12 protein-coding genes are annotated in these 11,476 nt (G+C 67.4%); 5 read left to right on the forward strand and 7 right to left on the reverse strand.

The window, feature by feature from the left end; genetic code table 11:
* Positions 1-13 precede the first annotated feature (13 nt).
* Entirely contained in the window at positions 14-520 is a 507-nt protein-coding gene (locus tag Pph01_RS17150; protein ID WP_239116763.1) for an aggregation-promoting factor C-terminal-like domain-containing protein, read from the reverse strand.
* A gap of 344 nt (positions 521-864) precedes the next feature.
* On the opposite strand from Pph01_RS17150, the gene Pph01_RS17155 reads away from it, so the two are divergent.
* The gene (locus Pph01_RS17155) at positions 865-1,353 is read left to right on the forward strand and encodes a glutathione peroxidase (protein WP_204074073.1); all 489 of its coding nucleotides are present in this window, start codon (positions 865-867) and stop codon (positions 1,351-1,353) included.
* Here the strand turns inward: Pph01_RS17155 and Pph01_RS17160 are convergent.
* On the reverse strand, positions 1,343-2,329 hold the full coding sequence (locus Pph01_RS17160) for a LacI family DNA-binding transcriptional regulator (RefSeq protein ID WP_204074074.1): 987 nt from the start codon (positions 2,327-2,329) through the stop codon (positions 1,343-1,345). The genes Pph01_RS17155 and Pph01_RS17160 overlap by 11 nt on opposite strands.
* Positions 2,330-2,451: 122 nt before the next feature.
* Between Pph01_RS17160 and Pph01_RS17165 the strand changes: the two genes are divergently transcribed.
* Positions 2,452-3,675, forward strand: a complete 1,224-nt coding sequence (locus Pph01_RS17165) for an ABC transporter ATP-binding protein (RefSeq protein WP_204074075.1) — start codon at positions 2,452-2,454, stop codon at positions 3,673-3,675.
* Positions 3,676-3,772: 97 nt separating this feature from the next.
* On the opposite strand, the gene Pph01_RS17170 is transcribed toward Pph01_RS17165, so the two are convergent.
* Together Pph01_RS17170 and Pph01_RS17175 are read right to left on the reverse strand one after the other, a co-directional pair.
* Positions 3,773-3,922 (reverse strand): hypothetical protein, encoded by a 150-nt coding sequence (locus Pph01_RS17170; protein ID WP_204074076.1) that lies wholly within the window; start codon positions 3,920-3,922, stop codon positions 3,773-3,775.
* Between the two features lie 20 nt (positions 3,923-3,942).
* Positions 3,943-4,569 (reverse strand): class E sortase, encoded by a 627-nt coding sequence (locus tag Pph01_RS17175; RefSeq protein WP_204074077.1) that lies wholly within the window; start codon positions 4,567-4,569, stop codon positions 3,943-3,945.
* Positions 4,570-5,128: 559 nt separating this feature from the next.
* On the opposite strand from Pph01_RS17175, the gene Pph01_RS17180 reads away from it, so the two are divergent.
* The 3 genes from Pph01_RS17180 (at position 5,129) to Pph01_RS17190 (ending at position 8,087) form a co-directional block, all read left to right on the forward strand.
* Complete coding sequence (locus Pph01_RS17180) at positions 5,129-5,647, forward strand: hypothetical protein (protein ID WP_204074078.1); 519 nt, start codon at positions 5,129-5,131, stop codon at positions 5,645-5,647.
* A gap of 88 nt (positions 5,648-5,735) precedes the next feature.
* Complete coding sequence (locus tag Pph01_RS17185; protein ID WP_204074079.1) at positions 5,736-7,385, forward strand: DUF4012 domain-containing protein; 1,650 nt, start codon at positions 5,736-5,738, stop codon at positions 7,383-7,385.
* Between the two features lie 93 nt (positions 7,386-7,478).
* Entirely contained in the window at positions 7,479-8,087 is a 609-nt protein-coding gene (locus tag Pph01_RS17190) for an arsenate reductase/protein-tyrosine-phosphatase family protein (protein ID WP_204074080.1), read from the forward strand.
* On the opposite strand, the gene Pph01_RS17195 is transcribed toward Pph01_RS17190, so the two are convergent.
* Genes Pph01_RS17195 through Pph01_RS17205 form a run of 3 tightly spaced genes read right to left on the reverse strand, consistent with a single transcriptional unit; the run spans position 8,056 to position 11,460 of the window.
* A complete protein-coding gene (locus Pph01_RS17195) occupies positions 8,056-9,426 on the reverse strand; it encodes a tyrosine-protein kinase domain-containing protein (RefSeq protein ID WP_204074081.1) in 1,371 nt (456 codons plus the stop codon). The genes Pph01_RS17190 and Pph01_RS17195 overlap by 32 nt on opposite strands.
* Before the next feature lie 4 nt (positions 9,427-9,430).
* The gene (locus tag Pph01_RS17200; protein ID WP_204074082.1) at positions 9,431-10,471 is read right to left on the reverse strand and encodes an MraY family glycosyltransferase; all 1,041 of its coding nucleotides are present in this window, start codon (positions 10,469-10,471) and stop codon (positions 9,431-9,433) included.
* Positions 10,468-11,460 carry an NAD-dependent epimerase/dehydratase family protein gene (locus tag Pph01_RS17205; RefSeq protein WP_239116764.1) on the reverse strand — a complete coding sequence of 331 codons (993 nt, stop codon included), beginning with the start codon at positions 11,458-11,460 and terminating at the stop codon, positions 10,468-10,470. Before Pph01_RS17205 ends, Pph01_RS17200 begins: the two co-directional genes overlap by 4 nt.
* Positions 11,461-11,476 lie beyond the last annotated feature (16 nt).

Raw genomic sequence — 11,476 nt, forward strand, 5'->3', positions numbered from 1 at the left:
TTCCCGGACCTGCTCAGTACCAGTTGTGCGACTGGAAGTGCCCCCAGGCGCCGCATGGTGAGCCGTACCGGCCCTTGATGTACCGCAGGCCCCAACGGATCTGGGTCTGCGGGTTGAACCGCCAGTCCTCGGCGACGTACCCCATCTTGCTTCCGGGCAGAGCCTGCGGGATCCCGTAGGCTCCGGAGCCCGAGTTGTAGGCCCGGTGATTCCAGTTGCTCTCCCGGGTCCACAGGCTGTCCAGGCACTGGAACTGCGTGCTCGGCCATGCCCGCCGGCTGACGAGGCGGAAGGCGTAGGCCTTGCTCATGGTCCTCGTCGGTGCGGGCGCCCGGTGGATCTTGTGGGCCTTCACCGTGACGCGCATCTTCCACGTCGCGACATGGATGCCCTGACTGGTCTGCGCGCCTTGGGTGGTCGTGGACTGCTCGGCCATCGCCGGTGCGGCGCTCGCGCCGCCGATCACGCTGATCGCGATCACGGCCACTGCTGTGTTGCGCAGAACACTGAAACTGTCCAAATCGGTCCTTGTCGTCGGGTCGCGTGCGGAAGGGCGGGCGCATTGCACACGCTCGCCGGTCGCACCGCGCCCATGGCGTGAGCGCGGTCGTCCGCTCGGCCTGCACCGGTTCCAAGACAACTTCCGGCAGGCACCGCGACGGGTCCTTTAGGCGGATTGAAGTACGCCGACGCGGCTCGCGGCCGTCACCTGAGACACGCGGCGGACAGTTCTTTGCCGATTCGGTCACGGACGGCGGGCGTCTCGCGGGGCGGCGATGACGTTGCCCGCCGCCACTTGACCTTGGAGTTCGGGAGCGCCACCGGCGCGTCCAGCACCGAACATCATTCGGTATAGTCCGCTCCATGAGCCTTCTCGAAACGCCCGTCACCACCCTTGAGGGCGCCCCCACCACCCTCGGCGAGATCCTCGGCGGCCGCGCGGCCCTCGTGGTCAACGTGGCCTCGAAATGCGGCCTGACGCCGCAGTACGCCGGGCTCGTCCGGCTTCAGGAGAGCTACGCCGACCGCGGGTTCACCGTCCTCGGCGTGCCGTGCAACCAGTTCCTGGGCCAGGAGCCCGGCTCGGCCGAGGAGATCATGGAGTTCTGCTCGACGACGTACGGCGTGGACTTCCCCCTCCTGGAGAAGGTCGAGGTCAACGGGGACGACAGGCATCCGCTCTACGCGGAGCTGACCACGACGGAGGACACGGAGGGCACCGCCGGCGACGTTCAGTGGAACTTCGAGAAGTTCCTTCTCACCGCCGACGGCGAGGTCGTGGCGAGGTTCCGTCCCCGCGTCGAGCCGGAGTCGGCCGAGGTCGTCGGGGCGATCGAGAAGGTCATCTCCTAGGACCGCAACTGGCCCGCACGATGAGCTCGGTCGGCAGGGTCACCGTCCGCGGGCGGCGTCCCTGCCGCAGGACCAGTTCGGCGGCGCGGTAGCCCACGTCCTGGGCGGGCTGTGCGATGACCGTCAGCGGGGGAGAGCACAACTCGGCCCAGGGCACGTCGTCGAACATGATGAGCGACACGTCCCTCGGGATCCGCACGTGGAGTTCGCGCGCGGCCAGGACCGTGGCCTCGCCGAGCATGTTGCCCCCGGTCAGCACCGCCGTGAGGTCGGCGCGGTGCTGCAGCAGTCCCGCGGCGGCCGCGTACGCCGAGTCGCGGCTGGCGCGCGCGTGGACGACGAGTTCCGGGTCCGCCGGCAGGCCCAGCGAGGCGAGCGTGTCGGTGAAGGCGGCCACCCGCTGCGACTGTCCATGCCGGGCCAGGAAGGCGATCTTCTTGTGGCCGAGGGCGACGAGGTACTCCACCGCGGTGCGAACCCCGGCGCGGTCGTCGGCGACCACCCCGGGGACGTCGTCGCGCACCTGCCTGTCCGCGAAGACCACGTTCAGGCCGGCGCGCAGCGCGGGCGCCCACGTCTCGCCGTCGCCGGAGGGGACCGCGATGACCCGGTCCATGCTCTGCTCGATGAGCGTGCCGATGAGCTCGGCCTCCCGCTCCGGGTCGTCCCCGGTCACCCCGATCGTCACCGGCTCGCCGTACGACCTGGCACACGACAGCACGCCGTCGGCCAGCCGGGCGTAGAAGCTGTCGGTGATGTCGGGGACGAGTAGCCCGATCCCGCCGGACCGCTGCTGCCGGAGGTTGCGTCCCAGGGCGCTCGGCCGGTAGTCGAGCCGGGCCGTCGCCGCCAGCACGCGTTCGCGCGTCTCGGCGCTGGCCGACCCCCCCGACAGGACGCGGGACACCGTGGCGACCCCGACTCCCGCCGCCTCCGCGACGTCCTTGATCGTCGTACGGCGTTGCGCCATGTTCATGGAAACGATTCCATCATGCTTCCATCCCTTATGCGACCAAAACCTTGACATTAGACGGTAGTTCGGGTGAGATTCCTGAAAACGTATCCAAGTACCTTGTTTGGGAACCGCGAAGGACTGGCATGGCTTCAATCGTTCTGAGCAACGTCGACAAGATCTACGCGGGAGGCGTCAAGGCCGTCAACGGCCTGAACCTTGAGATCAAGGACGGCGAGTTCATGGTGCTGGTCGGCCCGTCGGGTTGTGGCAAGTCCACCGCCCTGCGGATGATCGCCGGCCTTGAGGACATCAGCGGCGGCGAGATCTCCATCGGCGACCGGGTGGTCAACCACCTGCCCCCGAAGGACCGGGACATCGCAATGGTGTTCCAGAACTACGCGCTGTACCCCCACATGACCGTTGAGGAGAACCTCGCGTTCGGCCTCAAGCTGCGCAAGATGCCCAAGGCGGAGATCCAGAAGCGGGTCAACGACGCCGCCCGGATGCTCGGCCTCGAGCAGTACCTCAAGCGCAAGCCCGCCGCCCTGTCCGGTGGCCAGCGCCAGCGTGTCGCCATGGGCCGCGCCATCGTCCGCGAGCCGCAGGCCTTCCTCATGGACGAGCCGCTGTCGAACCTCGACGCCAAGCTCCGCGTCTCCATGCGCGCCTCCCTCAACCAGCTGCACGAGCGTCTCGGCGTCACCACCGTCTACGTGACCCACGACCAGGTCGAGGCCATGACCCTCGGCGACCGCGTCTGCGTCCTGCGCGACGGCCTGCTCCAGCAGGTGGACACCCCGCAGAACCTGTTCGACAGCCCGGTCAACCTGTTCGTCGCCGGCTTCATGGGCTCCCCGTCCATGAACTTCACCTACGCCGAGCTGACCAAGGACGACGACGGCGCGGCCGTCGCCTTCGCCGGCCACAAGCTGCCGGTCCCCGACTCGACCTTCGCCGAGAAGCCCGGCCTCGACGGCTACATCGGCAAGAAGATCATCCTCGGCATCCGCCCGTCGGACTTCGAGGACTCCGTGGCCGCCAACGGGAGCGCCTCGGGCTGGGTGCGCATCCCCGTCCGCGCGAACGTCACCGAGGAACTCGGCTCCGAGATCAACGTCCTGTTCACGATCGACGCCCCGCCGGTCGAGCACAAGGACACCGTGGCCGCGCAGCATGACGGTGACGAGGAGGAGGCGGCGGCGCTGCCCCTGGCCGGCGACAAGTCCCTGTGGACCGCCCGCGTCAACGCCCGCAGCCACGTCCGTCCCGGTCAGGACATCGAGCTGGTCATCGACACGCACAACCTGCACTTCTTCGACGTCGACTCGGGCCTGTCCATCGGCCACGAGGCCAACGTCGGCGCCTGAGCCGCGGGACAAATCTTTAGAGGCCAGATCGCCGCCGGCAGGAGCCGACCTGCTGCGGCGATCTGGCCGTTGTCACGGGGGCATCAGGGGCGGAAGCTCACATGGTCCCGTCCAACGGCAACCGGGGTTCTAGCCAGGGGAACACGACATACCAGAGCAGTGCCGCCGCGATGCCGACCAGCAGCAGGGAGACGACCAGCCGGACCACGGTGCCGCCGGGCAGTCGTCGCCAGATGAATGCGTACATGTCAGGCTCTCTCGTGGCGATCACGCACGGCGCGCCTCACGAGTGACGAGCACACCGTGGACGATCAGGCGCTGCTGAGCGGAGTATTCGGGGTTGCAGGTGGTCATGGTGATCAGCGCCTGAGAGGGCCTCTGCGCGGGATGTCCGGGCACCGGGTCGACGACATCCAGCCGGGTGGGGTCGACGACTTCCTTCTGGCTGACTCGGTAGATATAGCGGGCGTCTCGTGCATCCACGACGATGTCGTCTCCGCGCCGTAGCTCATCGATACGGTTGAACGGCGCTGAATAGGTCGTCCGGTGCGCGGAAATCACGAAATTTCCTATCTGACCTGGCATTGCTGTACCGGGGTAATGTCCGGGTCCCGAGCGAAGCTGCTCGGCATCGGTGCCCTCGACTATCGCGTATTTGTAGTCAGTGCCCAATCGGGGGATGCGCAGCAACGCCAGGGCGCCGCCAAGATGGACCCTCCCGAGCCCTCTGCTTTCCTTCTCCTGACCGAACTCCTGCTCAAGCTGCTGCTGGAGGGCGCGTTGGCGCTGTGTGGTGTAGGAGCCGGTGCCCCAGAGCAAATACGCGCAGAACATCAGTAGAACCAGCCCGAAGGTGAAGCTGAGCTCGCCGACGATCCGCAGAGCCGTCCTCATGGCGCAATCAGGTTCGGGTTGTCGAGCACGCGCAGAATATTGCCCCACCGGAGTGCGGGGCCCGGGCTTCCGACAAGGGCATTGGGGAATTCTTTGGAATGCCGCGCGGCTCAAATCAGATGCGCATACTTCACGAACCTCCTCGGCATCCGAATAGGGCGTGCGTGACAACCGCTGCGCTGCCCCCGGGCCCGGCTTGGGCCCGCTGCCGCGGCGTGCCACCCTGCGACAGCTCACCGCAGGCGGTACCTTTTCTGATCGCCGCGATCGGCCAAGAGCTCACCGCAATGGTCGCGTCAGCAAGGCCTGAAGACGGTCGGTGCGCGTCGCCATCGCACGGTGGCCGGTGAAAGAAAGCCGATTGTCAACAAACCGAGAACGGTCACCGATCATTCAGTAAGCCTCGTGCGGCGACGGCGTTCCTCTTGACCGGATGCCGTACAACAGGTCGGGTGCCGAACATTCGCTGGTATTCCGCGCGAAATGTTCTATGAACTGAACGACCGCTATCGGGGAGTCCGAAATGGCGCGAAAAAGAACGACACCTATTCTTCTGGCGGTGATGGTCGCCGGCGGACTGATGCTCGGATCCACCGGAACCGCCACCGCGGAAACCGGCCTGCCGCCAGAGGCCGTGAGGGAGAACCCGCACCCTTATCCGCCGTTCCCCGTCGAGCAGGAAGAACAGGAAGACAACCTGCACGTCGTTGTTCCTCCCGCCCCGGCCTGCGCGGACGACGAGTGCGACACAGACGGCTGCGAGACCGGTGACAGAGGTGATGTCGGTGCCGGCGACAACTGCGACGCCGGCGGCATCGGTGGTCCCTGCGCCGGCGGTGACTGCGACGCCGGTGGCATCGGCGGTCGCGGTCCCTGCGATGGCGGTGACTGTGTCGGCGGCGGAAGGCCGCATTCCCATGTCGCCGCAGGCGGAGTGCCGCGCCCCAGTGCCGGCCAACTGCCGTTCACGGGCGCGCCGGTGGGGGCCGTGGCCGCGGCGGGCACGGGCCTGCTGGCCGTCGCCATCACCTGCATTTTGATCTCCGTACGGCGTCGCCGGTCTACTTGTGAGAAGTAGTAGGCGCCGACTCGTCGTCATCGGCCTGTCGTCACTAGCCCTCGGCCTCGCAATGGCCGGGGGCTGGTCGGCATACCTCGGTCTGAGCGTGCGGGATCAACTGGAGGCGACCAGGACCGCGCTGCTACGGCTACGTGCGGGCGACCCCACGTCGCTGGCCGGGGCGCTCGCGGACGCACAGCGGCATGCGGCCGAAGCGCGGCGGCTCACCGGCGGTCTCGACTGGTCACTGATCACCCACGCTCCCGTGGTGGGAGACGGTGCCACGACCGTGCGAGGGTTGGCCGAGGCCGCTGCGGAACTCACCGATGTACTGGTCGGAGTTCACCGGGCCGGCGCGCCGTTCATGACGGCGAATGCGCTTTCGATGGGCGATCTGCGGCCGGTGCTGGCGGGTCTCGACGCGGCGGCGCCTGTCCTGGCCGATGCCGCGGCCCGGCTCGCCACGGTGAGATCGCGCGTGGCGGAGACGCCGGCGCAGAGCGGCGTGGACGCTCTGGACCAAGCGCGCGTCACGACGCTTTCCGAAGTCGATCGGCTGCGCGGCTGGCTGGGTTCGGCGGCGAGCGCCGCCGAACTCATGCCTCCGATGCTGGGCCTGGATGGTCCGCGCCGTTATTTCCTGGCGTTCCAGACCAATGCCGAGGCGCGCGGAACCGGCGGCCTGGTCGGTGCGTTCGGCATCCTGAAAGCCGACCGCGGCAAGCTCGGCATCGAGCGGCTGTCCCCGAACAACGATCTCCCTGAGTCTTCCCACCCCGCCGCCGACAACGGCCCGGAGTTCCGGGCGCGCTACGGGCCCAGCGCGACCTCCCTGCTCTCCATCTCCAACCTCTCCCCGCATTTCCCGTACGCGGCGACCACCTGGACCGGGCTCTGGGAACGGCAGACCGGCCGGCGACTGGACGGAGCCATCGCGACCGACCCGATCGGCCTCTCTTACCTGCTGGAACTGATCGGGGCGGTCAAGCTCCCCAGCGGGGAGACGGTGACCGCGGGGAACGTCGTCGACCTCACCGAGCGCGCGGCCTACGCCCGGTACCAGGACCCGGGAGAACGCAAGCGATTTCTCATCCAGATCGCGGGTGCCGTCAGCGAGGCGCTGATCAGATCCCGGCCCGAGCCCACACGGTTGTTGCCGGTCCTGTCCCGGCTGGTGGACGAGCGGAGGATCCAGATCTGGAGCCGCAGAGACGCCGAGGAGCAACGCCTCGCGACGACTCCGGTCGGCGGCGTCCTGCCGGAGCAGCCGGGACCGTTCGCCGGGCTGGTGATCAACAATTCGGCCGGCAGCAAACTCGACTACTACCTGGAGCGTTCCGTCACGTACACCCTTGGCATGTGCCACGACGGGCTGCGGTCCACAAGAGTGCGGATCCGGCTCGACAACGACGTGCCGCAAGGGCGACTTCCCACCTACGTCACCGACCGGCTCGACTCCCCGGAGCGTCCCCACACCGTCGGTTCCAACCTGCTGTGGGTGTCCCTCTACGCCGGGGTCGGCACGGAGGTGAGCGCGGTGCGCCTCGACGGTCGTCCCACTGGGATCATCAGTGAGGTCGAACGATCCCACCCCGTCTACTCGACCGTCCTGGAGTTCGCCCCCAGGCAGTCGAGGACACTGGAATTCGACCTGCTGGAACCCTCCTCCACCGCGGCGCCGGCGGTTCCGGTGCAGCCGCTTGTCCGCCCCCAGCACACCTGGATCACCCAAGACCGCCAGGGCTGTGCCCCTTGACGGTTCTCCGCGTGTGAAGCGATGGCGACGTAGACCGCAAAGACCGGCGTGCCGCGAACAGTGGCCTGGCGAGCAGGATCTACCGTCGCGCTCATGGAAGGTACGCGTGACACACGAGCAGTGTCGGAAACCCGGCCCGGCTTCCACATCCTGTTCGTATGCACAGGCAACATCTGCCGGTCGGCGCTGGCGGAGCGGCTGACCCTGTCAGCCCTCGGGTCAGGTTCCCCACTGTTGGTGACCAGCGCGGGGACCCATGCCGAGCCTGGGCGTCCGATGGCTGAGCGGGCGCGGCGCGTGCTGGTCCGGCTCGGCGGGAACCCAGAGGGCTTCGCCTCGCGCCCGCTCACCTCCGCGATGGTGGTCGATGCCGATCTCGTGCTCACGGCCTCGTCCGAGCACCGTGCCGAAGCGGTCGCCCTGCATCCCCTCGCGGCCACACGCACGTTCACCATCGCCGAGTTCGGTGCGCTGGCCCGGGCCGTGCCCGCGGAGAGCCTCGTCCGTCATCAGGATCCCGTACGGCGGGCCCACGCTTTGGTCGCGGAGGCGAGGGCATTGCGCGGGCTGGTCCGGGTGGACCAGCCCGACATCGCCGACCCCTACGGGGGCTCCCGTAGGGGTTACAGGGCGGCGGCCCGCCGAATCTCGGAGTCGCTCGCTGTCCCGCTCAAGCTCCTCTCGCACTCACCGGTGTCTTGACCTCGGCCTCGTAGCCATAGCCGTAGCCGTAGTAGTGGCCGTGCTTGGCCGGCGCGAAGTTCAGGACGGTCCCGAGGAGGCGAGCGTTGATCGACGACAGCAGCTCTGTGGCGCGCGCCACCTGCTCACGCCGGGTCTTGCCGTACCGTGCGACGAGGAGAGCGCCGTCGCAGATCGCCGCGAGCGCCGCGGCGTCGGTTACGGGCAGCAGCGGCGGCGCATCGAGGATCACCATGTCGTAGTCCCTCGTGAGCTGGGCCAGCAGCGAGCGCATCCCCTGCGAGCCGAGCAACTCGCTGGGGTTCGGCGGGATCTGGCCGCTCGGAAGCACAGAGAGGCTGGGCTGGCCCCAGGTCTGGATGACGTCGGCCAGGCGCGCCTTCTCGATCAGAACGTCGGTGAGGCCTGTGGAGCCCTCGATGCCCAGGTAATCAGGGATGCGAGGGCGGCGGAGGTCGCCGTCGACCAGGATCACGCGCCATCCCGCCTGGGCCAGCGTGATCGCCAGGTTGGCCGAGGTGGAGGATTTGCCGTCGCTCGGCAGGCAGCTGGTCACGATGAGTGACTTCGGCTGCTTGTCCACCCCGATGAACTGCAGGTTGGTCCGCAGCGAGCGGAACGCCTCGGACCTCGAGGATCGGCGGTTGCTACGGACGATCAAAGGGTGCCGCCGCGCGTCCCTCTCGTAGCCGATGACCCCGAGAACCGAACTCTTCGACGCCTGCTGCAGCGCCTCTGAGGTCTTGACGGTCGTGTCCAGCCGATCCTGGACCACGAGCGAACTGAAGGCGACGAGCAACGCGATGAGCACGGCGATCGCGATGTTGAGCACTGGCCGGGGACTGACCGGTTCCTCCGGGACCTCGGCCCGATCCACGATCGTGACCTTGACCGCCGGACGGCTGTCCGGGGTCGACCGCTCAATCTGGTCGATCATCCGGCCGAATTCGGATGCCAGGTTGTTGGCGAGCAGCGCCGCGCGCGCGGGGTCGTGGTCACTGACCTTGGCGCGTAGAAGCACGGTGCCGGGGACGGGTTCCGCCGTGATGTTCGCCTGGAGTCGCTCGACGTCCTCGCCCGTGGTGATCCGGCTGACCAGTCGACGACTCGTCAGCAGACTGGCGTAGGACTGCACTCCCTGGGACAGCGCCCCAGCCTGGTATGCGGGGGAGAGGCTGCCTTGTTTGTCGTAACTGGAGAACAGCATGGTGGTCGTCGCATCGTACTCAGGCGGCGTGTTCGAGGTCACGACAAAGGCGGCACCGACCGCGATGGACAGCGAGAGCAGGAGGAACAGCCAGCCCCTGCGCGCGAGTCGCATGTAGTAGAGCAGATCCATCTGATCATTGCCGCCTTTCTCGAATGATCGCAGGAGCCTTCTCGGGACGTTTTGACGGGTAGACCAGTACCCGTTGCGGCAGGCCGATCAGAACGCACGCGGCCGCTATTCCGCTGATCGTCGCGATGAGCGGTGAGATCCAGCCCAGCGTCATCGCCAGGTCGACCATGCCGGCCGCAGCCGCGGCAGCGGCGAGTACGAGGGCCGTCAGCCTCGTGCTGAGGCCGAGTTTGCGGAGGCGGTGGGAAAGATGGTCAGTTCCGCCCCGCATTATCGGTCGGCCCGCCCTCTTCCGCGACACGACGACGATTCCCGTGTCGACGATCGCGACGAAGGCAGGCAGAAGCAACCCCGCGATCACCGTTTCCGTGCTCCGTCCGGTGACCAGCAGGGCCGCTGAGCTGGAGAGGACGAATCCGATGAACAGCGATCCGGCGTCGCCCATGAACACCTTCGCCGGCGCCCAGTTGTGCAGAAGGAAGCCCAGCCCGGCGAAGGCCAACGTGCACAGGAGCAGTCCGACCACGGGCTGCCCGTATACGAAGGCCGTCCCGGCGAGACAGGCGGCGCTGACCGTTGTGATGGCTCCGAGGTTGCCGTCCATGTTGTCGAGGAGATTGAAGGAGTTGGCGACCACGACGATCCACAGTGCGGTGATCGGACCGTCCAGCCATCCGCCGGTGACCGTCGCCTGGATCCCGCTCAGTACGACTCCGCTCGCCACCACCGACTCGACTGCCAGTCGGGTGAATGGGGTGAGCGGGGAGAGATCATCGATCAGGCCGAGCAGCGCTATCACCACCGCGGCGATGATGATCGCACTGGCCCGGCGATCGGCCAGACCGAGCAACGCGACCGGGGGAACGGTGGTTCCCAGCATGATCGCGATTCCACCCAGATAGGGGACGGGCCGGCCATGGGCCTTGTAGCCGGCCGGGCGATCGGTGATACCCCAGCGGAGTGCGAGACGCCCCAGGACATGGGTGCCGCCGGCGGCCAGCACAAGGCCGGCCGCTCCGGCAGTGAGGAGGGGGGTGGCGTTCACCGCTGCGGTGCCGCCAGATCAGCCCGGGCCTCGGCGATGGTCTCCACCAGTATGTCCATGAGCGATCGCCGTGGTGCCCATCCGGTGAGCTCGCGAAGCTTGGTGGTGTCGGGAACCCTGCGCGTCATGTCCTCGAAGCCCGGCCCGTAGGCCTCGGCATACGGAACAAGATCGATCCCGGAGGTGCTCCCGCTGAGTTCCGTGACCAGTTTGGCGAGTTGCAGAATGCTGAGCTCGTCGCCGGCACCGATATTGAAGGTCTGGCCGATCGCCTGACCATTGTCAAGCAGCAGGACCAGGGCCTCCACGACGTCCCGCACGTGGATGAAGCAGCGGGTCTGGGTGCCGTCGCCGAAGACGGTGAGCGGGAGTCCGCCGATCGCCTGCTCGATGAGCCGTGGGATGACCATGCCGTAGGCCGGGCTCTGCCGCGGTCCCACCGTGTTGAAGAACCTGACGATGATCGTCGATAGGCCGCGTTCCTTGTGATACGTGTTGGCCAGGATCTCGTCGACGGCCTTGGCCGTGCTGTACGACCATTTGGCCACGGCAGGGCTGCCCAGGATGCGATCGGATGACTCCGGAAGCGGTCCGCTGGAGTTCTTCCCATAGATCTCACTCGTGCTGGCGACAAGGATCTTCCGGCGATATCGGTGAGCGGCCTCGATGACGATCTCCGTGCCGCGGATGTTCGTCATGAGAGACCGCAGCGGCTGGTCCAGGATCAGCTTGACCCCGACGGCGGCGGCGAGATGTACGACCACGTCGCAGGTGTGGACCAGTTCGTCGACCACGAGTTGGTCGAGGATCGAGCCCTGGACCACGCGCAGTCGGGGATTGTCCGCGTGGTGTGCGAGATTGGCGGGACGCCCCGTCGACATGTTGTCCAAAACGATTACGGAGTCGCCGCGGGCGAGCAACGCGTCCGTCAGATGGGACCCGATGAAGCCACTTCCGCCCGTTATCAGGTAGGTGTTTCCGCTTGACATGGTCAACGACTTCTCT

Source organism: Planotetraspora phitsanulokensis (genome assembly GCF_016863295.1).
Classification (GTDB): domain Bacteria; phylum Actinomycetota; class Actinomycetes; order Streptosporangiales; family Streptosporangiaceae; genus Planotetraspora; species Planotetraspora phitsanulokensis.